Source organism: Nocardioides sp. LML1-1-1.1 (genome assembly GCF_040676175.1).
Lineage (GTDB): Bacteria > Actinomycetota > Actinomycetes > Propionibacteriales > Nocardioidaceae > Nocardioides.
Genome location: NZ_JBEGHK010000001.1, coordinates 487,988 through 510,403 on the forward strand (window position 1 = coordinate 487,988; position 22,416 = coordinate 510,403).

26 protein-coding genes are annotated in these 22,416 nt (G+C 71.2%); 12 read left to right on the forward strand and 14 right to left on the reverse strand.

Going from position 1 to position 22,416, the window contains the following annotated elements; genetic code table 11:
• Positions 1–5: 5 nt before the first annotated feature.
• Together MRBLML1_RS02395 and lepB are read right to left on the reverse strand one after the other, a co-directional pair.
• Complete coding sequence (locus MRBLML1_RS02395) at positions 6–1,328, reverse strand: hypothetical protein (RefSeq protein WP_364510838.1); 1,323 nt, start codon at positions 1,326–1,328, stop codon at positions 6–8.
• 112 nt (positions 1,329–1,440) lie between these two features.
• Positions 1,441–2,073 carry a signal peptidase I gene (gene lepB / locus MRBLML1_RS02400; RefSeq protein ID WP_364510840.1) on the reverse strand — a complete coding sequence of 211 codons (633 nt, stop codon included), beginning with the start codon at positions 2,071–2,073 and terminating at the stop codon, positions 1,441–1,443.
• Between the two features lie 249 nt (positions 2,074–2,322).
• Here lepB and MRBLML1_RS02405 point away from each other — a divergent pair, with 249 nt between their 5' ends.
• The 6 genes from MRBLML1_RS02405 to MRBLML1_RS02430 all read left to right on the forward strand — a co-directional run bounded on the left by MRBLML1_RS02405 (position 2,323) and on the right by MRBLML1_RS02430 (position 6,477).
• Positions 2,323–2,880, forward strand: a complete 558-nt coding sequence (locus MRBLML1_RS02405) for a DUF6230 family protein (protein WP_364510843.1) — start codon at positions 2,323–2,325, stop codon at positions 2,878–2,880.
• A 127-nt stretch (positions 2,881–3,007) separates the two neighbouring features.
• Positions 3,008–3,505 carry a DUF6114 domain-containing protein gene (locus MRBLML1_RS02410; protein WP_364510844.1) on the forward strand — a complete coding sequence of 166 codons (498 nt, stop codon included), beginning with the start codon at positions 3,008–3,010 and terminating at the stop codon, positions 3,503–3,505.
• On the forward strand, positions 3,502–4,317 hold the full coding sequence (locus MRBLML1_RS02415; protein ID WP_364510846.1) for a DUF6230 family protein: 816 nt from the start codon (positions 3,502–3,504) through the stop codon (positions 4,315–4,317). Before MRBLML1_RS02410 ends, MRBLML1_RS02415 begins: the two co-directional genes overlap by 4 nt.
• Complete coding sequence (locus MRBLML1_RS02420; RefSeq protein ID WP_364510848.1) at positions 4,317–4,736, forward strand: DUF6114 domain-containing protein; 420 nt, start codon at positions 4,317–4,319, stop codon at positions 4,734–4,736. The genes MRBLML1_RS02415 and MRBLML1_RS02420 overlap by 1 nt, the downstream gene beginning before the upstream one ends.
• Positions 4,733–5,653 (forward strand): hypothetical protein, encoded by a 921-nt coding sequence (locus MRBLML1_RS02425; protein ID WP_364510851.1) that lies wholly within the window; start codon positions 4,733–4,735, stop codon positions 5,651–5,653. Before MRBLML1_RS02420 ends, MRBLML1_RS02425 begins: the two co-directional genes overlap by 4 nt.
• Positions 5,653–6,477, forward strand: a complete 825-nt coding sequence (locus MRBLML1_RS02430; RefSeq protein WP_364510853.1) for a DUF6230 family protein — start codon at positions 5,653–5,655, stop codon at positions 6,475–6,477. Before MRBLML1_RS02425 ends, MRBLML1_RS02430 begins: the two co-directional genes overlap by 1 nt.
• Here MRBLML1_RS02430 and MRBLML1_RS02435 read toward each other — a convergent pair.
• The 4 genes from MRBLML1_RS02435 to dnaK are packed head-to-tail and all read right to left on the reverse strand — an operon-like array spanning position 6,465 to position 10,522.
• Complete coding sequence (locus MRBLML1_RS02435; protein ID WP_364510856.1) at positions 6,465–6,899, reverse strand: heat shock protein transcriptional repressor HspR; 435 nt, start codon at positions 6,897–6,899, stop codon at positions 6,465–6,467. The two genes, MRBLML1_RS02430 and MRBLML1_RS02435, sit on opposite strands and share 13 nt — an antisense overlap.
• Entirely contained in the window at positions 6,899–8,074 is a 1,176-nt protein-coding gene (gene dnaJ, locus MRBLML1_RS02440) for a molecular chaperone DnaJ (RefSeq protein WP_364510859.1), read from the reverse strand. Before dnaJ ends, MRBLML1_RS02435 begins: the two co-directional genes overlap by 1 nt.
• Positions 8,075–8,108: 34 nt before the next feature.
• Positions 8,109–8,666 (reverse strand): nucleotide exchange factor GrpE, encoded by a 558-nt coding sequence (gene grpE, locus MRBLML1_RS02445; protein WP_364510862.1) that lies wholly within the window; start codon positions 8,664–8,666, stop codon positions 8,109–8,111.
• A complete protein-coding gene (gene dnaK / locus MRBLML1_RS02450; RefSeq protein ID WP_364510865.1) occupies positions 8,663–10,522 on the reverse strand; it encodes a molecular chaperone DnaK in 1,860 nt (619 codons plus the stop codon). Before dnaK ends, grpE begins: the two co-directional genes overlap by 4 nt.
• A 210-nt stretch (positions 10,523–10,732) precedes the next feature.
• Between dnaK and MRBLML1_RS02455 the strand changes: the two genes are divergently transcribed.
• Entirely contained in the window at positions 10,733–11,911 is a 1,179-nt protein-coding gene (locus MRBLML1_RS02455; protein WP_364510868.1) for a CaiB/BaiF CoA transferase family protein, read from the forward strand.
• Here the strand turns inward: MRBLML1_RS02455 and MRBLML1_RS02460 are convergent, their stop codons facing one another.
• Complete coding sequence (locus tag MRBLML1_RS02460) at positions 11,912–12,532, reverse strand: winged helix-turn-helix domain-containing protein (protein ID WP_364510871.1); 621 nt, start codon at positions 12,530–12,532, stop codon at positions 11,912–11,914. It abuts the gene before it with no gap.
• 113 nt (positions 12,533–12,645) lie between these two features.
• Here MRBLML1_RS02460 and MRBLML1_RS02465 point away from each other — a divergent pair, with 113 nt between their 5' ends.
• Positions 12,646–13,998, forward strand: a complete 1,353-nt coding sequence (locus MRBLML1_RS02465) for an SLC13 family permease (RefSeq protein WP_364510874.1) — start codon at positions 12,646–12,648, stop codon at positions 13,996–13,998.
• 15 nt (positions 13,999–14,013) lie between these two features.
• Here MRBLML1_RS02465 and MRBLML1_RS02470 read toward each other — a convergent pair whose 3' ends face one another.
• The 3 genes from MRBLML1_RS02470 to MRBLML1_RS02480 are packed head-to-tail and all read right to left on the reverse strand — an operon-like array spanning position 14,014 to position 15,658.
• Positions 14,014–14,625, reverse strand: a complete 612-nt coding sequence (locus tag MRBLML1_RS02470; RefSeq protein WP_364510876.1) for a hypothetical protein — start codon at positions 14,623–14,625, stop codon at positions 14,014–14,016.
• 30 nt (positions 14,626–14,655) lie between these two features.
• Entirely contained in the window at positions 14,656–15,087 is a 432-nt protein-coding gene (locus tag MRBLML1_RS02475; RefSeq protein WP_364510878.1) for a nuclear transport factor 2 family protein, read from the reverse strand.
• Between the two features lies 1 nt (position 15,088).
• The gene (locus MRBLML1_RS02480) at positions 15,089–15,658 is read right to left on the reverse strand and encodes a nitroreductase/quinone reductase family protein (RefSeq protein WP_364510881.1); all 570 of its coding nucleotides are present in this window, start codon (positions 15,656–15,658) and stop codon (positions 15,089–15,091) included.
• Between the two features lie 92 nt (positions 15,659–15,750).
• Between MRBLML1_RS02480 and MRBLML1_RS02485 the strand changes: the two genes are divergently transcribed.
• Complete coding sequence (locus tag MRBLML1_RS02485) at positions 15,751–16,644, forward strand: TIGR03619 family F420-dependent LLM class oxidoreductase (RefSeq protein ID WP_364510884.1); 894 nt, start codon at positions 15,751–15,753, stop codon at positions 16,642–16,644.
• Positions 16,644–17,894, forward strand: coding sequence for a hypothetical protein (locus MRBLML1_RS02490; RefSeq protein WP_364510887.1), 1,251 nt, complete (start codon positions 16,644–16,646; stop codon positions 17,892–17,894). Before MRBLML1_RS02485 ends, MRBLML1_RS02490 begins: the two co-directional genes overlap by 1 nt.
• 66 nt (positions 17,895–17,960) lie before the next feature.
• On the opposite strand, the gene MRBLML1_RS02495 is transcribed toward MRBLML1_RS02490, so the two are convergent.
• Positions 17,961–18,809: an aldo/keto reductase gene (locus MRBLML1_RS02495; protein ID WP_364510890.1), complete on the reverse strand. Its 849-nt coding sequence runs from the start codon at positions 18,807–18,809 to the stop codon at positions 17,961–17,963.
• Positions 18,810–18,913: 104 nt separating this feature from the next.
• Between MRBLML1_RS02495 and MRBLML1_RS02500 the strand changes: the two genes are divergently transcribed.
• Positions 18,914–19,708 (forward strand): SDR family oxidoreductase, encoded by a 795-nt coding sequence (locus MRBLML1_RS02500; protein ID WP_364510893.1) that lies wholly within the window; start codon positions 18,914–18,916, stop codon positions 19,706–19,708.
• The gene (locus tag MRBLML1_RS02505; RefSeq protein WP_364510896.1) at positions 19,701–20,858 is read left to right on the forward strand and encodes a sulfotransferase family protein; all 1,158 of its coding nucleotides are present in this window, start codon (positions 19,701–19,703) and stop codon (positions 20,856–20,858) included. Before MRBLML1_RS02500 ends, MRBLML1_RS02505 begins: the two co-directional genes overlap by 8 nt.
• Before the next feature lie 15 nt (positions 20,859–20,873).
• Here the strand turns inward: MRBLML1_RS02505 and MRBLML1_RS02510 are convergent, their stop codons facing one another.
• Genes MRBLML1_RS02510 through MRBLML1_RS02520 form a run of 3 tightly spaced genes read right to left on the reverse strand, consistent with a single transcriptional unit; the run spans position 20,874 to position 22,303 of the window.
• Entirely contained in the window at positions 20,874–21,245 is a 372-nt protein-coding gene (locus MRBLML1_RS02510) for a VOC family protein (protein ID WP_364510899.1), read from the reverse strand.
• 9 nt (positions 21,246–21,254) lie between these two features.
• Positions 21,255–21,872, reverse strand: coding sequence for a hypothetical protein (locus MRBLML1_RS02515; RefSeq protein ID WP_364510902.1), 618 nt, complete (start codon positions 21,870–21,872; stop codon positions 21,255–21,257).
• Positions 21,869–22,303, reverse strand: coding sequence for a MarR family winged helix-turn-helix transcriptional regulator (locus tag MRBLML1_RS02520; protein WP_364510905.1), 435 nt, complete (start codon positions 22,301–22,303; stop codon positions 21,869–21,871). The genes MRBLML1_RS02515 and MRBLML1_RS02520 overlap by 4 nt, the downstream gene beginning before the upstream one ends.
• Between the last annotated feature and the right edge of the window lie 113 nt (positions 22,304–22,416).

Sequence of the window (22,416 nt, forward strand, 5' to 3'; positions counted from 1 at the left end):
TCCGCTCACGGGGGGAACCCGGGGATCCAGCCCCAATTGAAGATGCCGAGGTGCAGGATCCCGCCGGCGGCCCCCATCACGGCGCCGTGGGCGTAGAGCATCCACTCGTCCTCCTTGATGGCCGCGCGCATCATCTCCACGAAGTCCTTGGGCGGGAGCTCCTTGGTCCGCCGCGCGATGAGCACCCGGATCTTCTCCGACTGCTGCCGGCTGAACTCCGCGTCCCGGAACGGCGTGATGGTGCGGCCCACGGCCTCCAGCGCGAAGGAGTCCTTGATGCTGTCGTACCGCTTGCCGCCCATAGCCACGTTGACCGCGCCGCGCAGCGGCCCGGCCGCCTTGTCGATCGCGGGGCGCATCGCGGTGGCGATCATCTGGCGGGTGCGGTCGCCGCGCGGGCCGTCCATCAGGAAGTCGCCGATCCGCTCCAGCGTGATCACGTCCTCGGCGATGATCCGGGCGTAGACCTCCGCGCACTCGGACTGGCGGCGCAGGAACAGCCCCTGCACCTTGATCCCGAGGATCCGCTTCTCCTCCGGCGGGTCGAAGATCAGCCACATGCCGAGCAGGTTGGTGGTCCAGCCGACGAAGATGCCGAGGATCGGCAGCAGCCACTGCAGGTGCCAGGTCTGGTCGATGATCGCGACCGGGATGCCGAGCAGGAAGCCGAAGATGAAGCCGAAGGCCACCATCAGGTTGAGCTCGCGCTGGCCCACGTCCTTGAAGACCCGTACGACGAGGTCCGGGTTGGCCCGGAAGTGGTCGATGACCATGATCTTCGGGTCGAGCAGCTGGTCGATGTGCACGCCGATCTCGTCGGTGATCGTCTTCACGACCCCCGGGAGCTGGGCCTGGACCCGGTCGATGACGGCCTGGCGCACCGGGCGCGGCAGGTCCCGCCACAGCCGGGGGTGCTCGCGCATCATGACCTCGTCGACGAGCTCGGGGAGGTCCGGGCGGAAGACGTTGACGATGTGCTCGGCGATCTGGTCGGGCTCGAGCTGGGCGTAGAACTCCGCCGGCGTGCCGAGCTTGGCGATGACCTTGTCGACGGCGATGCTGCCCATCTTCGCGGCGCGCGCGGGCACGATGCCCTGCCAGCCGAAGCCGCCGTCCATCCAGCCGGGGATCTCCTGCAGCTTGCGCGGCAGGATGCCGGCGATCTCCTTGAGCCCGGGCACCCGGAACCCCCAGAACCCGACGGGCTTGAAGAGCATCCACAGGCCCGACCAGTTGATCAGCCAGCCCACGATCCCGGTGAAGAACGGGATCGACACGAACGCGAACCAGTCGACGTGGTCGGCCCAGTCCCTCAGCCAATCCAGCACTGCCTCCACGTGCACCTTCCGTCCTGTGAGTGCCGCAGTGCCCCCATGCCACCCGCCGGCCCCGACGGGCTGAGGTTAATGCCTCCTGTGGCGAACGGCACAGGGATCTCAGTCACGGTGTCGCAGGAACCAGCCGCACGTCGTCCTCCAGCGACCCGAAGTCGCCGAACGGCTGGAGCCGGAAGGAGACCCGCGCCTCGACCTGGTCGGCCGCGACGAAACCGAAGGTCCGCGAGTCGTCCGAGCCGCCCCAGTTGTCCCCCACGACCCAGTAGGAGTCCTCGGGGACCCTCACCCAGTCCGGCTTCGTGGTGCCCTGGACCGCCGTGCCGTCGGTGGCGCAGCAGGGCTGGGTCTTGGTGCCGACCCGCCCCTCCCAGGCCGGGTTGTCGACGACGTACTCCCGCTCGGAGCCGGTCGGCCGCACCCGTACGACGGGCGCCGCACCCGAGGCGTCCGCGCGGATCCGGTCCCCCGGCATCCCGACCACCCGCTTGACGAGCGGGATCTCGCGGTCGCCGAGCGTGGTCTCGACGATGTCGAAGCGGTGGACGTCGTCGCTCGCGAAGGGGTTGACCAGCAACCTGTCGCCCTCGCTGAGGGTCGGCTCCATCGAGTGCCCCGACACCTTCACCGAGAAGGCCAGCGCGGCGATCACGACGAGCACGCCGGCGAAGAAGAGCACGAGCGCGGTCACGCCCAGCGCGGTGCGCAGCCAGGGACGGCGATCGGCTCGGTGGGACACGGCCGCAAACGGTACGTGATCGGGTCTGCATCGGCCGGCAGGTCGTCCACCTGAGAAGAAAATCCGTGACGGGGTGTCGCGCACACCCGGAGATATGTGTCACACTCCGTCACGCTTGGCCAAGGGCATGGGGATGCGGCCAGCGTTCCGCCGCCGGTTCGGGAGGGATCGGCGGATGCCTTTGGGAGGGAAGAATTGAACATGCACGAAGAAGGAATGGGCCGCACCCGTCTGACGAGGTTCGCGGCCGTGACCGTCCCCGCCTCGCTGCTCGCAGCGGGACTCGGGGTCGCGATGCTGCAGGGCATGGTCGGCGCGGTGCTCGCCTCGGCCGACGGCTTCACGCTCAACAGCGACCGGATCACCAGCGACGGCCTCAAGGCGCGCACCGGCGCGGCCAACGTCGCGGGAGGCAACCAGGCCACGATCTACGCCGAGACGGGGTCGAACACCAACGCCAGCGGCATCGAGGTCGTCACGCCGGACGTGACCATCCCGCTGCTCAACCTGCCGGCGCACCTCGAGGTGAAGTCCACCGACACCACCATCGCCCTCGGCTCGGTCGGCCTCAACGCGAAGACCCTCGACACCCCCGACGGAGCAAAGCTCGGCACCACCACCATCGGTGTCGCGCAGTCCGAGGCGGGCTTCGCCAACAAGGAGACGTCCAGCGGGTACGTCGGCGACGCGTTCGCGCTGACCAGCTCCTCGGCAGACCTGCCGAACGTCAACGCGAAGGCCTACGCGATCACGCTGCAGAGCCTGGACCTCGACAACCTGTCGCTGTCCGTCGCGCTCGGCCGCTGAGCGCCGGCTGCTCCCCGGCGATCGGGTCCGCTCCCGCCCGGCGCCGCTGAATCCTCGTCCCACGGAGGCGCGCGCACCCCTGCGCGCCTCCGTGGGGCACCCACTCCTTGTTGCGTAGGGACACCCCATGACCGACCTGATCGACCCCGTCGCCCGTACCGCGACCACCGCCGAGCCGGCCCACCGACCGTCGGTGCTGCGCCGGGCCCGCACCGGCTTCACCCGCTTCCGTCGTACCCGCCCGTTCTGGGGGGCGCTCGTCCTGCTCGCCGGCGCCTGGTTCATCGCCAGCCCGCTGCTCGGCGAGAACCTGGAGTTCTACACGACCGTCGGCGTCCGCAGCATCACGCCGCTGCTGCTCGCCGGCGGCATGGCGGCCGCCGCGGCGATCGCCGTCGTGGTGCCCGCCCAACGGCACTTCCCCGCCCTGGTGGCGATGATGCTCGCCGTCGCCTCGCTGCCCTTGGCCAACCTGGGGGGCTGGCTGATCGGCATGGTGCTCGGCATCGCCGGGTCCGGCCTGGTGTTCGCGTGGGCGCCGTACACCGAGAAGCAGCTGGCCCGCTTCGCCGAGCGCGACGCCCGCCGGCAGGCGCGCCGCGCGGCAAAGCGAGCCGCCCGATGACCAGCCGGCGTCTCGGCCTGATGGCCCGCGCGAAGAGGGAGGCGGCCCACCGGGCCGCTGCGATGGCCACGCGGGCCGAGACCCGGCGGGGCACCCGCCGGCGAGCGCTGGTGCCGCTCGCCGGCGGGTTCGCGGCCCTCGTCGCGATGTTCCAGCTCGTCAGCAGCAACGTGCTGGCGGTGAACTTCACGACGTCCAACCAGGAGTTCCAGCTGTACTCGAACTACCTCCAGGGCGCGCAGGCCGCCGGCTTCCTGGCCACGAACGACACCGCGAGCGGCACGGACAACGGCGTCGCCGAGCTCGGCATCCGCTCCGCCAAGCTCGCCGGGCTGTGCGCCATCGCCCACGAGCAGGTGCCCGTGGTGGGCGAGGTGACGCTGATGATCCTGGCCGGCGTCCCGGTCCGGAGCAGCTTCAACACCGGCAGCAACACCACCGTCGACGGTGCCGGCAACCCGCTGACCTACGACGGCAACGGATTGCTCACCGGCGGCAACCACATCACCGCGAGCAACCTGTTCATCAACTCCCGCTCGCTCAACGGCTTCGGCAACCTGATCAGCGGCATGAACCTCGGGCAGAGCGCCGACACCGTCGACGCCACGGCGGGCATCACCTGGCCGGCCGGGCAGACCAGGCCGGACGCGGGCGACTTCGGCCTGACCGTCGACCGGATCAACGTCGGCGGGCTCGGCGGCGACACCTACGGCATCAACCTGCAGGGCGCGATCACCCTGCCGAACCTGAAGATCAAGGTCGTGCCCGGCCACAAGACGCAGGCCGACTGCCCGACCCAGGCGGCCGGCTGATGGGCGGCCGGCTCAAGGAAGCCTGGGCGTGGTTCCGCGCGTTCCGTCGTACCCGCCCGTTTTGGGGCGGCCTGTGGTGCCTGGCCGCGGGCGCCTGGATCATCCGCTCGATGTTCTTCTCGTTCGTGCTCGCGGTCAGCGGCGGGTGGAGCTACTCCGCCGGCTACATCCTCGGCGGCGGGCTGGTCCTGATCGGCCTGGTCTCGTGGTTCGCACCGCACTACCGCACGCTGCTCGGCATCATGGCGGTGCTGCTCGCGCTCGCGGCCTTCGTCGCGGCGAACCTCGGCGGCTACCTCCTCGGCTCGGTGCTCGGCATCCTCGGCGGCTCGATGGTGTGGGCCTGGGGCGAGAAGGCACCGCGGCGCGCCCGGGGCGGGCGCCGGCGGGCGAGTGCGACGGCCTCCGCGGCGTCGTGACGCTCTCGATCCGGCGCCAGCGCGGGCTGGTCCTGCTCACCGTGCTCGCGCTCGCGGGCGCCGCCGTGCTGCTGCCGCGCACCGGCGACCGGGCGCTGGGCCAGGCGCAGAGCGCGGCGATGCAGCCGTTCTCCTGCGACCAGCCCGGCAGCGCCAACCCGCAGCAGCGCCGCCAGGACATCCAGCTCGACAACGGCAGCGGCGACTTCAACGCCGCCGGGCGGATGTACCCGTGCCTGGCCGGCGTGCGCTGGCACCTGCAGTCGGGCAACGTCGCCACCTCCGACGCCAACGCCGCGATCGGGCAGATCCGCACGGCGTACGGGCGCAAGTTCCCGAACACGGTCTACTACGCCGCCGCCGGCTCGCGCACCGACCTCTACCAGGTCGCCTTCAGCGGGCTGCAGTTCTGCACCGCCAAGGGCGCGCCGGTCTCCACCTGCCCCACGGCCGGCACCACCGACATCCAGCTCTACGCCGACAGCGCGGACGCCCCCGCGCCCAAGGCCGCGAAGAACTACCGGCTCACCATCGACCCCGACCAGGCGATCACCATCGGGGGGCCGGGTGTGTGGACCGAGGTGCTCGCGACGGCGGACTCCTCGTTCACGGTGCCGGTCGCACAGCTGCCGACCGCCACGCACCTGGCCTGCGGGCTGGTCGGTGGCACCGCCCGCGGCGGCTTCCTCGGCATCGGCGGCACCTGCGAGCTGAGCGCCAGCGACTTCGCCGGCGGCCTCGCGCAGTGGCTCGGCGGCGGCAAGGACTACACCCTGCTCGGCGTGAACCTCGACCTCTACTACCTGGTCACGCACCGCGAGAACGCCAGCGACCCGTACACCCAGCTGCCCGTCGACGGCTCCGGCAACCCGCTCAACTCGGTGCAGCTGCCCAACACCACGATCTCGGTGGGCTGATGGAGCAGGTACGACGCGGGACCCGCTGGCGCCGGATGGCGCTGCTGATGGGCGCGAGCCTCGGCGCGCTCGGCACCCTGGCGACGCTCACCTTCCAGCAGGTGCTCGGCTTCGAGGCCACCCTGGTGGTCCAGGACGGCAACGCCACCTTCTCCTCCTCGCAGATCACCGCCGACGACGCGGCCTTCGGGATGGCACCGGTGCGCCTGGGCGACGGCACCTGGAAGAACGTGCTGCGCGCGGGCTTCGCCAGCGCCAGCCTCGACGGGCTGTGCGTGTCGAAGACCGAGACCGTGGTCGGCGGCATCAAGTACACGCTGAAGCTGACCTCCGGCGACTCGGGCGCCGGGCTGGAGACGAAGGCCGCGAACGCCGCCCTCGACGTCACCACGCTGCGCGGGGCGGGCATCAACCTCCAGGGCAGCACGCAGCTCGGGCAGGCCACCACCGACCTGACGACGGCGCCCGGCGCGGCGCCGTACCTCGCCAACCCGTTCGGCGTCCCCTCGACGTACGACGGCGGGTTCTTCGGCCCCGGCCAGACCGGCCCGCAGGCCTACTCCGGCACCGGCAACGGTGGGCACGTCAACGGACAGGGCTTCACCGGGATCGACGCGACCCGCGGCTCGCTGACGAACGTCTACGGCCAGCTCTGGCAGGCGCAGGTCACCGGCAACATCACCCTGCCGAACCTGAGGATCCGGGTGTACCCGTTCAAGGACGACATCGGCTTCGACGCCAACGGCACCGCGAGCACCACGCCCGACGGGATCGACGACCGGTCCTGCTGGACCGAGGCCAGGCAGGGGACCTATCCGCGCTGACGGCGCCAGACCACCACGGACTGGCCGGCCGGCGGCTGCGGCAGCGCCGGCAGCCGGCTCGGCGGCACGGCCGGACGCGCGCTGAGCGCCTGGCGCAGCGCCTCGTGCGCGGCCTCCACCTCGGCGACCAGCTCGGCGTTGCGCCCGCGCAGCGCCGCCACGGTGTTCTCCAGGTCGAGGATCCGCCGGACGCCCTCGATGCCGATGCCGGCGGCGGTGAGGTCGGCGATCTCCCGCAGCCGCTCGATGTCGCGGTAGGAGTAGCGCCGGCCGCCGCCGCCCGTGCGCCCGGGCGTGATCAGCCCGACCCGCTCGTAGGTGCGCAGGGTCTGCGGGTGCAGGCCGCTGAGCTGGGCCGCCACGCTGATGACGAAGACCGAGTCCTCCTCACCGGGCGGCCCCTGCGGCGGCAGGCCGGGCATCAGCCGGCCGCCTCGTCGAAGAGGCCGGCCCGCAGCGCGCTGCTCGTCGTCGCGGCGGCGTAGGCCTCCAGGGCGGCCTTCGCCTCGGCGTCCAGGCTGGCCGGGACCTGCACCTCGACCGTGGCCAGCAGGTCGCCCCGCGAGCCGTCGGCCTTGGCCGCGCCCTTGCCGCGGACCCGGAAGGTCCGCCCGTTGGGCGTGCCCGCCGGCACCTTGAGGGTGACCGGGGAGCCCGTCATCGTCGGCACCTTGATCTCGGCACCGAGCGCGAGCTCGGCGAAGGAGACCGGCACGTCGACGGTGAGGTCGTTGCCCTTGCGCCCGAACACGCGGTGCCCGGTGACCTTGACGGTGACGTAGAGGTCGCCAGCGGGGCCGCCGTTGCCGCCTGCCGCGCCCTTGCCGCGCAGCCGGATCCGCTGGCCATCCTTGACCCCCGCGGGGATCTTGGCCTGGATCGTGCGGGTCGCCTGGCCGGTGCCGCTGCCGTGGCAGGTCGGGCACGGGTCGTCGTAGACGAGCTGGCGGCCGCCGCAGGCCGGGCAGGTCTCGTTCATCGAGAACGCCCCACCGACCGAGGCGGTGACCATGCCGGTGCCCTCACACACCGGGCAGGCGTGCGGCTTGGTGCCGGGCTTGCCGCCGGTGCCGTGGCAGGTCGGGCAGGCACCCTCGGAGCTGATCCGCAGTGACACCGTGACGCCCTCGAGCGCCTCGGTGAAGCCGATCGTCGCGGTCGTCTCCAGGTCGCCGCCCCGGCTGGGTCGCGGCGCCCGCCGGCCGGCGCCGAAGCCCCCGCCGAACAGGTCGCCGAACAGGTCGCCGAAACCGCCGCCCCCGCCGGCGCGGTCGCGCAGCAGGTCCTCGACGTTGACGTTCCCGCCACCGCCGTACCCGCCGCCGAAACCGCCGCCGAAGCCGCCCCGGCTGAACATCTCGCGCGCCTGGTCGTACTTCTTGCGCTTGTCGGGGTCGCCGATGACGTCGTAGGCCTCGGCCACCGCCTTGAACTTCTCGTGCTTGGCGGTGTCGTCGGGGTGCGAGTCGGGGTGGTGGGCGCGCGCGAGCTTGCGGTAGGCCTTCTTGATCTCGTCCTGCGACGCGGTCTTCGCGACGCCGAGCTCCTGGTAGAAGTCCTTGCTGGCCCAGTCGGACCGGATGCCCTCGTCACTCATCGCACACCTCCCTTCCTTGCTTCGGTTCGCTCACTCAGCCCTCGACCGGGTCGACGACGAGCACCTGCGCCGCGCGGACCACGCGCTCGCCGATCTTGTAGCCGGCCTTCGCGACGACCTTGCAGGTGGTCACCTCGACCTCGGGGTCGGTGCCGATGTGCGAGAGCGCCTCGTGCACGGTCGGGTCGAAGGCGTCGCCCGGCGCACCGAACTTCACCAGGCCCAGCCCGGACACGACCCGCTCCAGCTGCTCGGCGGTCGCCTTGAAGCCACCGTCGAGCGGCTCGTGCTCCCGCGCCCGGTCGATCGTGTCGAGCACGTCGACGATCGGCGCCAGCGCGGTGTACGTCGCGTTCTCGCGCAGCAGCTCCCGGTCCCGCTCGACCCGGCGCTTGTAGTTGAGGTACTCGGCCTGCAGTCGCTGCAGGTCCAGGGTCCGCTCCTCGAGCGCGATCTTGGTGACCGTCAGCTCGTCGGCCTCGGGGGTCGCCTCGTCAGCGGCCGGCTCGGCCTCACCAGCCGGCTCGCCCTCCGGCGAGGGAGCAGCCTGGTCGGGCTGCTCCCCCTCCGGGGTGAGGTTCTCCTCGGTCACTTGGCGTCGCCCTCGGTGTCCTCGTCCACGATCTCGGCCTCGACGACGTCGTCGTCGGACTCACCGGTCGCACCGGTGCTGCCACCGGCCGCGGCGGAGTCGGCCTCGGCCGCGGCGTACATCGCGGCACCCATCTTCTGGCTGGACTCGCCCAGCTTGGAGATGGCGGCGGTGAGGTCGTCGGCGCTGGCCTCGGCGTCCTCGAGGACGCCCTTGAGCGCCTCCAGGTCCGTGGTCACCTCGGCCTTGACGTCGTCCGGCACCTTGTCGCCGTTGTCGGCCAGGAACTTCTCGGTCGTGTAGACGAGCTGGTCGCCCTGGTTGCGGACCTCGACGGCCTCGCGACGCTTGGCGTCCTCCTCGGCGTACTGCTCGGCCTCCTTGACCATGCGGTCGATGTCGTCCTTCGACAGGGCACTGCCGCCGGAGATCGTCATCGACTGCTCGCGACCGGACGCCTGGTCCTTGGCGGAGACGTGGACGATGCCGTTGGCGTCGATGTCGAAGGTGACCTCGATCTTCGGCACGCCGCGCGGAGCCGGCGGCAGGCCGGTCAGCTCGAAGTTGCCGAGGCCCTGGTTCTGCGACCAGATGGCCCGCTCGCCCTGGGCGACCTTGATCTCCACGGACGGCTGGTTGTCGTCGGCGGTGGTGAAGATCTCCGAGCGCTTGGTCGGGATCGTGGTGTTGCGCTCGATCAGCGTGGTGAACACGCCGCCCTTGGTCTCGATGCCGAGGGAGAGCGGCGTGACGTCGAGGAGCAGCACGTCCTTGACCTCACCGGCGAGCACACCGGCCTGCAGGGCGGCGCCGACGGCGACGACCTCGTCCGGGTTGACGCCCTTGTTGGGCTCCTTGCCACCGAGCAGCTCCTTGACGAGCTCGGTGACCGCGGGCATGCGGGTCGAGCCGCCGACGAGGACCACGTGGTCGATCGCGGAGACCGCGATGCCGCCGTCCTTGAGGACGTTCTGGAAGGGCGCCTTGGTGCGCTCGAGCAGGCCGGCGGTGAGCCGCTGGAACTCCGAGCGGGTGAGCCGCTCCTCGAAGTGCAGCGGGCCGTTCTCGCCGTGGGTGATGTAGGGCAGGTGGATCGTGGTGTCGCTGGACGACGACAGCTCGATCTTCGCCTTCTCCGCGGCCTCCTGGAGGCGCTGGGCGGCGATCTTGTCGGCGGCCAGGTCGACGCCGTTGGCGTCCTTGAACTTCTTGACCATCCACTCGACGATCGCGTTGTCCCAGTCGTCACCACCGAGGTGGTTGTCACCGCTGGTCGCCTTGACCTCGACGACGCCCTCACCGATCTCCAGCAGGGACACGTCGAAGGTGCCGCCACCGAGGTCGTAGACCAGGATCGTCTGGTCGTCGCCCTTGTCGAGGCCGTAGGCCAGCGCCGCGGCGGTGGGCTCGTTGACGATGCGGTCGACCTTGAGGCCCGCGATCTCGCCGGCCTCCTTGGTGGCCTGGCGCTGGGCGTCGGAGAAGTACGCCGGGACCGTGATCACCGCGTTGGTGACGGTCTCGCCGAGGTAGGCCTCCGCGTCGCGCTTCAGCTTCTGCAGGATGAACGCCGAGATCTGCTGCGGCGTGAAGTCCTTGTCGACCGGGTCGCCGATGTGGGTCGTCCAGTCGGTGCCCATGTGACGCTTGACCGACCGGATGGTCCGGTCGACGTTGGTGACGGCCTGGCGCTTCGCGACCTCGCCGACGAGCACCTCACCGCTCTTCGCGAAGGCGACGACGGACGGGGTGGTCCGGGCGCCCTCCGCGTTGGCGATGACCGTGGGCTCGCCGCCCTCGAGGACCGCGACGACGCTGTTCGTCGTACCGAGGTCGATGCCGACAGCTCGTGCCATGTGTGTTTCCTCCTGCTGTGTGCTCAGCGGCTGGTTCAAGTTAGTTGAGCCTGATGGACTCAAGTCTGACATACGGCACAACCGAGCTCCCGACCGGGTTGTTCCCGGCCCACCGAGCTTCCTCCCGTGGACGAGGGAGCAGCCGCGTGGCACACTGCTCGCACCAGTGGCTAGGCCACTGGTCCAGTGATCCCCTCGTCAGGAGTCGTCATGCCCGCATCCTCCGGCCCGCTGGCCGGGACCGTCGTCGTCGACCTCAGCCGGGCGCTCGCCGGCCCGCACGCGACGATGATGCTCGGCGACCTCGGCGCCCGTGTCATCAAGGTCGAGGCGCCCGGCCACGGCGACGACACCCGCAGCTGGGGCCCGCCCTTCGTCGGCCCCGCCGGGGAACCGGTCGCGACCTACTTCCTCTCAGCCAACCGCAACAAGGAGTCGATCGCGCTCGACCTCAAGGACCCCACCGACCGCGCCACCCTGCTCGCCCTCGTCGACCGGGCCGACGTGCTCGTCGAGAACTTCCGCACCGGCGTCCTCGAACGGCTCGGCCTGGGCATCGCGGACCTGATGACCCGCAACCCACGCCTGGTCGTGCTCTCCATCACCGGCTTCGGCCACGACGGCCCCGAGGGCGGACGCGCGGGCTACGACCAGATCGCCCAGGGCGAGGCCGGACTGATGTCACTGACCGGCACCGGACCCGAGGACCCACAACGCGTCGGCGTACCGATCGCGGACCTCCTCGCCGGGATGTACGGCGCCTACGGCGTCCTCGCCGCCCTCCACGAACGCGACCACACCGGCCACGGCCAGCTCGTGCGGACCAGCCTCCTCGCCGCGGTCGTCGGCGTGCACGCCTTCCAGGGCACCCGGTGGACGGTCGCCGGCGAGGTCGGCCGCGCCCAGGGCAACCACCACCCCTCCATCGCCCCCTACGGCCTGTTCCGCTGCCTCGACGGCGCCGTGCAGATCGCCCTCGGCAGCGAGAGCCTGTGGCAGCGCTTCTGCGCCGGGTTCGGCATCGACCCGGCCACCCCCGGCCTCGCGACCAACCCCGAGCGGGTCGGCGCCCGCGAGCACACCATCGCCGTGGTCGAGGAGGCGTTCGCCCACTGGCCGGCCGAGCAGCTCCTCGCGCGCCTGGCCGAGCTCGGCGTACCAGCAGGAAAGGTACGCACCCTGGACGAGGTCTACACCTGGGAGCAGACCGCGAGCCAAGGGCTGCTGGTCGACGTCGACCACCCGAGCCTCGGCCCGATCACCCTGCCCGGCCCGCCACTGCGCTTCTTCGACGGCGACGGCACGGAGACGACCTTCACCACGCACACCGCTCCCCCGCTGCTCGACGCCGACGGCGCCGGCCTGCGCGCCTGGGCCGCCGGCGACTGATCAGGAGCCGTCGCCGAGCAGGCCCGCGCAGGCAGTCGCCGCGGCGGCCGCGTCGCCGCGGATGATCGCCTCGGCGAGCCGGTCGAGGCTCGCCTGCAACGCGGGCGAGTACGACGGAGCCGGGGCATGGACGGCGAGGCTGTCGTCCAGCTCGGCGAGCAGCGCGGAGTCGGCGAGGCGTCGTACGCAGCGCCAGGTGTGCTCGAAGCTGCGCGGCTGGCCGTCGTCGGCGAGCATCGCCAGGCGCAGCGAGCCCTGCGGGTTGGCCGCCGCGGCGCGGGCGATCCCGGCGAGCATCGCCTCGCGCGCCGCGACCACCTCGGCGCGCGGGCGCGTCTCGACGGCGGGCAGCACGGTGGTCGACCCGGACGCGTCGCGCACCAGCGCGCCCACCCCGTGCCGCACCTCGATCCGGCCCTGGGTCTCGAGCGAGGCCAGGGCCCGCGAGAGGGTCGCCCGGCTCACGCCGAGCTCGGCGGCGAGCTGGCGCTCGGGGGGCAGCCGGTCACCGCCGACGAGCCCCTGGGCCTCGATGAAGTCCGAGATGTGGTTCGCCAGGCTCTCGTAGAGCCGCTCGCGGCGCATCGGCGGGAGCTGGGGGCGGTCACCGTTCTCGGACATGAGAAGCATCGTAGTGGTTCGGTGAGCACAGTGGACAGGTGGCCTAGCCACTGGCACACTGGCGTCCACGTCGTATGACGCCCATCACATCCCCGGTCCCACCCAGGAGCAGCATGTCCCACGAAATCATCTCGCTCGCCGTGCTGGCGGTCGTCTTCCTGGTCGCCACCGTGCGCGGCGTCAACATGGGCGCGCTGGCCCTCGTGGCTTCCTTCGTCGTCGGCCTGGCGGTGTACGACGCCACCACGGAGGACGTGCTCGCCGGCTTCCCCAGCGGCCTGTTCGTGATCCTGGTCGGGGTCACCTACCTCTTCGCCCTGGCCAAGAACAACGGCACCGTCGACTGGATCGTGCATGCCGCCGTCCGCGCCGTCGGCGGGCGGGTCGCCCTGGTGCCGTGGGCGATGTTCTTCGTCTGCGCCGTCGTCACCGCCATCGGCGCGGTCAGCCCGGCGGCCGTCGCGATCGTCGCGCCGGTCGCGATGGGCTTCGCACTGCGCTACCGGATCCACCCGGTGATGATGGGCATGATGGTCGTGCAGGGCGCCACCGCCGGCAGCTTCTCCCCCATCGGCATCTTCGGCTCGATCACCAACGGCGTCGTCGACACCAACGACCTGCCGGGCAACCAGGGCGTCCTGTTCGTGACCACCTTCTCCGCCGCCACCCTGGTCGCGGCGATCACCTACCTCGCCTTCGGTGGGCGCCAGCTCGTGGCCCGCGGCCGGGACGCCGTCGCCGTCGGCGCGATGGGCAGCGAGGCCGAGCAGGCGTCGTACGCCGCCACGCACGGCACCACCACCGCGACCCCGCACTCGGCCGTCGAGGCCCGCCGCAGCACCCGCAGCGACGAGCCCGACGACGTGACCCGGCTCAACCCGCAGCGCTCGCTCACCCTGGTCGGCCTGGTCGCGCTCATGGTCGGCGCACTGGGCTTCGACCTCGACGTGGGCTTCACGGCGCTGACCATCGCCGTCACCCTCACCCTCGCCTTCCCGGCCTCGGCGAAGGGCGCCGTCGAGAAGATCAGCTGGGGCACGGTCCTGCTGATCGGCGGCATCGTGACCTACGTGACGCTGCTGCAGAACGAGGGCGTCGTGGACTGGCTGGGCGACAGCGTCGCGAAGGTCGGCTCGCCGCTCGTCGCCGCGCTGCTCATCTGCCTGATCGGTGCCGTCGTCTCCGCCTTCGCCTCGACGACCGGCATCATCGGCGCGCTGATCCCGCTCGCGGTGCCCTTCCTGCTCACCGACCAGGTCGACGCGATCGCGCTGATCGCGGCCCTGGCCATCTCGAGCTCGGTCGTCGACTGCAGCCCGTTCTCGACCAACGGTGCCCTGGTGGTGGCCAACGCCGACGCCGACGAGCGCGAGATGGTCTTCAAGCGGCTGATGCAGTGGGGCATGTCGATCGTGCTGGTCGCCCCGGTCGTCGCCTGGGCCCTGCTGGTCGTACCGACCGCGTGAGCGGAGGGCGGGACCTCAGTTGACGGTGACCCGGATCTCGTTGCTCATCGTGCCGCTGTCGCGGTCGATCACCCGGAAGCGGTTGAGCCCGCTGACGCCGGTGAAGATGTAGCTGGAGAAGGTGCCGTTGGTGACCCCGACGCTCGCCGGGAAGTCGGCCCACGCGCCGTCCTGGAAGCGCTGCAGCCACAGGATCGCGCCCTCGCCGCCGGGGTAGACGCCGCTGAAGTAGATCCGCTCGCCGGAGCTCACCGTGGAGTCGGTGGCCTGCAGGGAGATCTGACCGGCCTTCGGCGACTCCGAGGCGGTGTCCTCGGTGGTGGCCTCCTCCGAGGGCTCGTCGGTGCCGGTGCTGCCGTCCGAGCCGTCGTCGTCGGGGTCCTCGGTGTTCAGCGTGATGAGCGGGCCGCTGGAGACCTCGGTCTCGACCGGGCTCGGCAGGTACATCGAGTCGTGCACCGTCGTACCGTCCGTGGCGCTGCCGCCGTCACCGCCGACGCCGAGCACCTTGATGCCGACGACGGCGACCAGCGCGACCAGCAGGCCGACGCCGAGGCCGACACCGAGCAGCGCCACCAGCCCGTTGAGCACGGGGCGGTCGGCGCGGGGCTCGTTCTGGTCGCTCACCCGGCCCATTCTCCGGGTCGGGGGAAGAAATCAGAAACCGCGCGTCCAGACGACCTGCTCGTGGAGCCTGCGGGAGCGCCAGCCGGCCCCGGTGCGCACGAAGGAGTGGCGGTACAGCCCACCCACCTCGACCACCCGCTCGCCACCCTGGCCGTCGGAGATCCGCATCGGGTTGTGGAAGTACGCCGTGACCTCGGCCGCGTCGCCGTCCTCGGCGAAGTCGAAGGCGACCTGGCCCACGGTGTGCAGACGGTGCCGCGAGAAGCCCGGCAGCGCCTCGGCGAGCCACGCCTTGACCACCGGGTAGGTGTCCACGACGCCACCGCTCTCGGTGTAGTCGATGTGCGCGTCCGGGGTGAACACGGTGTCGAGGCGGTCGAAGTCGCCCTCGTCGACGGCGAGGGTGTAGCGGGTGATCGCGTCGGTGATCTCGGCGCGGTCGCTCAGCTCCTGCAGGTCCATCTCACTCTCCTCCGGTGGTCGAGCCCGTGTCGGTGGTCGAGCCCGTGCCGGTGGTCGAGCCGCCGCTGGTCGAGCCTGTCGAGACCCGCGGCTCGAGGACCACGACCGGGATCTCCCGGTCGGTCCAGGCCTGGTAGCTGTCGAAGTCGGCGTAGAGGTCGACCAGGAGCGGCCACAGCCGCGCCCGCTCCTCCGGACCGGCCACCCGGGCCCGCACCGGCCGGACGCGCTCACGGGGCAGCGCGACGGTGGTGTCCGGTGTCGCGACGAGGTTGTGGAACCACTGCGGGTTCTTCGGCAGGCCGCCCTGCGAGGCGACGACCACCAGGTCGCTGCCGTGGGGCAGGTAGAGCAGCGGGGTGGTGAACCGGGTGCGGCTCTTGCGGCCGACGTGGTCGAGCAGGAGCACCGGGACGGGCTTCCTCCAGCCCGCGCCGATCCGCCACTTCGCGCCGAGCCGGCCGTTGGTGAGCCGGAAGAGCCGGACGTTCGCCTTCGCGCCGTGCTTGATCATCTTCGCGACGATCGGCTTCTCGAGCCCCTCGGGCTTGTCCTTGGGCAACGCGGGCATGGCTGCACTCTGGCAGAAATTTAGAACACGTTCTACCCTTCGACAAAGCCGGCCCGTTCCTCGCCGGCGCTTAGCGACCCGAAAGGCAGTCGATGCGCTTCTCCTTCGCCGAGGGCATGACCCAGGCCAGCTACTACGCCCCGCTCGCCCAGGCCTGCGAGGCGGCGGGCTACACCTCGATGACGATCGCGGACAGCCTGATCTACCCCCAGGAGTCCGACTCGAAGTACCCCTACACCGACACCGGGGACCGGGAGTTCCTGCTCGGCAAGGAGTTCATCGAGACCTTCATCCTCTGCGCGCACCTCTTCGCGCAGACCTCGACGCTGCGGCTGACCCCGTTCGTGCTCAAGCTGCCGATCCGCCCGCCGGTGCTCGTCGCCAAGCAAGCCTCCTCACTGGCCTTCCTCTCCGGCAACCGGCTCGGCCTCGGCGTCGGGCTCTCACCGTGGCCCGAGGACTTCGCCGCGCTCGGCGTCCCGTGGGAGCGTCGCGGCAAGCGGATGGACGAGTGCATGGACATCCTGCGTGGGCTGACGGCGCCCGGGGAGGAGCCGTCGTTCTTCGGCTACTCCGGGGACTTCTTCGACATCGAGCCGCTGCAGCAGTGCCCCGCCCCGACCGAGAAGATCCCGCTGCTGGTGGGCGGCCACTCGGACGCGGCCCTGCGGCGCGCCGTACGCAAGGGGGACGGGTGGATGCACGCCGGCGGCGACGGCGAGGAGCTCGACCGGCTGCTCACCCGGCTCGCCGAGATCCGCGCCGAGGAGGGTGACACCCGCGGCCCCGACGAGTTCGAGGTCCACGTCATCTCCTACGACGCCTACACCGTCGACGGCGTGAAGCGGCTCGAGGACAAGGGCGTCACCGACTGCATCGTCGGCTTCCGGGTGCCCTACATCAAGGGCCCCGACACCGAGCCGTTGGAGACGAAGGTCAAGCACCTGGAGCAGTACGCCGAGAACATCATCGCGAAGGTCGGCTGATGGTCTCGACAAGCTCGACCAACGGGAGCGGCTCGACCAACGGGAGCGGCTCGACCGGCGGGAGCGGCTCGACCGGCGGGAGCGGCTCGACCAGCGGGAGCCTCGGGCTGACGGCCCCGCTCCAGACGGCCATCGCGGAGGCGGAGGAGCTGATCGCCAACGCCCCGTTCATCCGGACCGAGGCGGACCGGCTGGAGGGCTACGACTACCTCGCCGGCCGGATCCGGATGGCGATGCAGACCGCCTTCGACTACGACCTCGAGCAGCCGGTCTTCATCAACCCGACCCACCAGTTCTCCCGCCAGGGCCTCGACAACCCCGACGCCGTCTACCTCCACGCCTACCTGCGCGAGGGCGTCTCGTACGTCGTCCGGGGGCGCCGCGGCACCTCGGCCGACCTGTCCTTCCAGGTGATGGGCGGGACCTACTCCGCCGACGCCGCCGCCACCTCGCTGATGGCCTTCGACGAGCGCGAGCTCGTGGTGGCGGCCGACGGGTCGTTCTCGTTCGAGTACACCGCCGAGCCCGGCGCCAAGACCCTGATCGTGCGCGAGGTCTTCGACGACTGGGACACCGAGACCCGCGGGACGCTCACCATCGAGCGGACCGACACGATCGGGCGCGCCCGGAAGCCGTTGACCGAGGACGTGCTGCGCAAGAAGTACGACGTCGCCGCCCGCTCGCTCACCGGGTCGATCCAGACGTGGTTCGCCTTCCCCCGCTTCTTCCAGTACAAGGAGCCGGTCAACACCCTCACCGTCCCGGCCTCCACCCCCGGCGGGCTGTCCTCGCAGTTCTCCTCGATCGGCCACTACGAGCTCGCCGAGGACGAGGCGATGCTCGTCACGGTGCCGCGGTGCGACGACTGCACCTACCAGGCGATCCAGATCGGCTCCGACTGGTACGCCTCGACCGACTACGAGACCCACCAGACCTCGCTCACCAGGGCGCAGGCGGTGGCGTCGGAGGACGGGCTGCTCCGCTTCGTCATCTCCGAGCGTCCGCCCGGACCGGGCGGTGCTCCCGTCGCGAACTGGCTGGAGACCACCGGCCACCGCACCGGGCCGGTCATGCTCCGTTGGCAGCAGCTCTCGCGTGCCCTCGGGCCCGAGGACGGCCCGACGGTCGAGGTGCTGCCGCTCGACGAGGTGGCGGCGCGGGTGCCGGGCCTGGTCGGGCTGACCGAGGCCGAGTACGCCGAGCGGATCGCCGCGCGGCAGCGGGCGGTGGCGCGGCGGATGATCTCCTGAGACGCCGAAGGCCGGCCCTGTCGGAGCCGGCCTTCGTGCTGTGCGACCTGACGTCGCGGCGGGTCCTCAGTCGGGGATCCAGTCGAAGGTGTCCGGGTTCGGGCCCTGACGCCCCGCCTCGCCCTTGTCGAGCGCGGCCAGCGTCGCGATCTCGTCGGCGCCGAGCTCGAAGTCGAAGACCTCGAAGTTCTCGGCCAGGCGGCTCTTGCTGAGCGACTTCGGGAAGACGATGTCGCCCCGGTCGAGCGCCCAGCGCAGGAGCACCTGGGCGGGGGTCTTGCCGTGGCGCTCGGCCAGCGCCGTCACGGCCGGGTCGTCCAGCTCGCCGCCGCCCTGGCCCAGCGGGGACCAGGCCTGCACGGCGGAGCCGTGGCGGGTGGTGGCCGCGCGGGCCGCCTCGTTGGCGAAGTAGGGGTGCACCTCGATCTGGTTGACCGCCGGCACCACACCGGTCGCCTCGACGATCCTGTCGAGGTGGTCGGGCTGGAAGTTCGAGACACCGACCGAGGTGGCCAGGCCCTCCTCCTTCAGCTCCAGGAGCGCCTGCCAGGTCGCGACGAAGTCGCCGTCGTACTGGGTCGGCAGGGGCCAGTGGATCAGGAAGAGGTCGACCTTCTCCAGGCCGAGCTTGTCGAGGGAGACCTTCAGCGAGTCCTTGGCCTGGGCGGGCTCGTGGCGGTTGTTGTTGAGCTTGGTGGTGACGTACAGGTCGTCACGGGCCAGGCCGGAGCGCGCGATCGCGGCGCCCACGCCGGCCTCGTTGCCGTACATCTGGGCGGTGTCGACGTGGCGGTAGCCGAGCTCGAAGGCGTCGGAGACGACGCGCTCCGCGTCCTCCTGCGGCACCTGCCAGACACCGAGCCCGAACTGCGGGATGGACGTGTGGTCGTTGAGTTCGATCCGAGGAATGCTCACCTCAGTCCCAACCGAGGCGAGCGCCCACTATTCCGGTGAGCCCTCGCCGAATGACCTGGCACAAACCCTTCCGCAAAACTGAAACACGTTCTACTGTGACCGCCATGGTGGATCTGCTGACCGACAAGGTCGTCGTGCTGTCCGGTGTCGGACCGGGCCTGGGCCGCTCCCTGGGCGAGGAGGCCGCCCGGATGGGCGCCGACCTGGTGCTCGCCAGCCGCACCCCGAAGCGTCTGGAGAAGGCGGCCGAGGTGGTCCGGTCCTACGGGCGCCGGGCGCTCGTCGTACCGACCGACATCACCGACGAGGACCAGCGCAAGGCGCTCGTCGACGCCGCCGTCGACGAGTTCGGCAAGGTCGACTGCCTGATCAACAACGCCTTCGGGATCCCGCCGATGGACCCGATCAGCACGCTGGACCTCGACGGCCTGCGCACCGCCAACGAGACCAACGTCTTCGCCCCGCTCCGGCTCTCGGCGCTCTTCGCCGACGCCCTCGCCGAGACCGCGGACAAGCCGGGCGGCTCGATCATCATGGTCAACTCGTGCGTCATCTACAGCAGCCAGCCGGAGTACTCCGGCTACAAGCTCTCCAAGGGCACGCTCGAGCACCTCGCCCAGTCGCTCGCCACCGAGCTCGGCCCCCGTGGGATCCGGGTCAACAGCGTCGCTCCGTCCTACATCTACGAGGACGTCAACAAGGCCTACTTCGACTGGCTCGCCCAGGAGTCCGGCCGCACCCACGAGGAGGTGTACGCCGAGAAGGCCGCACCCACCGACCTCAAGCGGCTCGCCACCCCGGACGAGGTGGCGCGGGCGACCCTCTTCCTCGCCTCCGACCTCGCTTCGGCAGTCACCGGCCAGATGCTCAACGTCGACTGCGGCGAGTTCCATGCCTGAGGAACGTCAGCGCGCCGACGTCGGCTCCTTCGAGGACATCTGCGCCGCCGCCACCCGCACCACCGGGCTCACCGACTTCGGCTTCGCCGACGCCCCCGGGCACGAGGAGGCCTTCCGGCTCCTCGTCGAGGACCTCGGCTCCCCCGAGGCCGGGCTCACCGGCACGGGCAACTACTTCATGCGCTCGCAGGTCAAGAGCGCCCTCGTCGCGCGCCTGCTCACCCAGGCCCGGTTCGCCGAGCTCCCCGAGCACGCCGAGGTCCGCATCGAGCGGCCGATCTTCGTGCTCGGCCTCCCCCGCACGGGTACGACGGCGTTGAGCCGCCTGCTCTGCGCGGACCCCGCGCACCAGGGCCTGGAGATGTGGCTCACCGAGTTCCCGCAGCCGCGCCCGCCGCGGGAGACCTGGACCGAGGACCCGATCTTCAACGCGATGCAGAGCGCCTTCCAGGCCCATCACATCAGCAACCCCGAGTTCATGGGGATCCACTACTCCGACGCCACCGAGCCCGAGGAGTGCTGGCGGGTGCTGCGCCAGACCGGCAAGTCGTTGGGGTTCGAGTCGTTGGCGCACGTGCCGGCGTACTCACGGTGGCTGGCCACCCAGGGCTGGACCGACGCCTACGAGCGCCACCGCCGCAACCTCCAGCTCATCGGCCTGCACGACACCGACCAGCGCTGGGTCCTCAAGAACCCCTCGCACCTGATCGCGCTCGACGCGCTGCTCGAGGTCTACCCCGACGCCCTCGTCGTGATGACCCAGCGGGATCCGGTCACCTCCGTGGCGTCCGCGTGCTCGCTGTCCGCGGAGGCCACCGCCGGGCACTCCACGACCTTCGTCGGCGAGACCCTCGGCCGCGACCAGCTGGGGCACCTGACCCGGCAGTGGCACGCGTTCTGGCAGGCCCGGCCGAAGTACGACGAGCGGCAGTTCTTCGACGTCGACTACCGCGACTTCGTCACCGACCCCGTGGGCACCGTCGGCGCGATCTACGACGCCTTCGACCTGACCTGGAGCCAGGCCGCGCAGGACGCCGTGCACCGCCTCGACGACGAGTCGCGCAAGGGGCCGCGCCGCCCCTCGCACCGCTACGACCTGGCGGACTACGGCCTCACCGAGGACGAGGTCCGGGAGTCCTTCGTCCGCTAGCGCAGCACACTCGCCTCACTCGGCTCCCGGGACCCGGCACAGGCAGAACGGGTGGCCGGCCGGGTCGAGGAACACCCGGAAGCTCTCCCCCGGCTGGTGCTCGTGCTTGGTCGCGCCCAGCGCGAGCACCGCGCCCTCGGACTCGTCGAGGTCGTCGACGTCGACGTCGAGGTGGACCTGCTGCGGCACGTCCTGACCGGGCCACACCGGTGGTCGGAAGTCGCTCACCCGCTGGAAGTGCACGTGCTGGTCGCCGGAGGAGACCGTCGCCCAGGACCCGTCCGGGTCGATCTTCGGCGTCCAGCCCAGGACGGCGCCGTAGAACTCGGCCAGGACGATCGGGTCCGGGCAGTCGAGGACGAACTGGGGGTTGCGTGCGATGGCCATGGCCCGACGTTAGGCGGGGGTACCGACAACCTCCCGCAGCGCGGCCACGAGCTCGCGCGGCTCGTCCGCCCAGATGCCCAGCGCGACCGCCCGCACCTCGCCCCTCGAGGTCCGGACGGCGAGCGGCACGGCCAGCTCCAGCAGCACGTTGACGCGGTCGTTGACCGGCACCAGCACCTCGGTGCCGGCGGGCGTCGCGCGCGGGCGCAGCACCCGGACGAAGCCCTCGACGTCGCGGTCGTCGTACCGGACGGCGGCGACGGCGGACCACGGCACCCGGAGGGCGGCGAACACGCCGTACCGGATGGTCAGGGCGTCGTCGTCGGCCACGTGCGGGTAGACCTTGAGGCTCGCGAGCATGCCGATCATCCAGACCAGCCCCCAGATGCCGAGCACCAGCAGCGCGAGCCGGACGCCGGGCCACGGCACGAGCACGTGCGCGAGCGGCACCTCGCACGCGGAGCCGAAGATCCACAGCCACATCACCGGCGTGACGAGGCGGCTGTAGCCCCACGCCGTCGCTCCCGCGGGTACGGCGGGCCGGCGCGCCACCCAGCGGCCGAGGGCGCCGTAGAGGCGCACCTCCAGCACCACGAAGTGCCACAGCAGGCGGGCGACGCGGCTCATCCCCACTCCTCCTCGACCCGGGCGCGCAGCCGCGCGACGACCTCGTCGAGCGTGCGGCCGAAGTCGTGCAGGCGGCGCTCGGACAGGCCACCGAAGAGGACGTCGTGCATCTCGGCGTACCCGCTCACCATGGCCGCCAGCAGGGTGGACCCGGCGTCGGTGAGGGTGACCAGGTAGGCGCGGCGGTCCGCCGGGTGCACCTGGCGGCGGACGTGCCCGCTGGCGACCAGGCCGTCGACGAGCCCGGTGACGTTGCGCGGGGTGACCCGCAGCGCGTCCGCGATCTCGCGCTGGGTGACCGGGCCGCCCTGGAGCACCCACAGCAGGTGGGCGCGCGCCTCGGTGAGGCCGTCGCGCTCGAAGGAGAGCCGCATGTCGCGGTTGAGGAGCGACACCAGCTCCAGCACGCGGTCGACGGGCCCGGGTTCCATATCGTGAATATACTTCACGATGTTGTTCCGTCCCAAGACCGTCCACCTGCTCTCCACAGGCGGCCCCGCCGGAGGAGCTGTCCACAGCAGGGCTCGGCCCCGGCCGGTCAGCT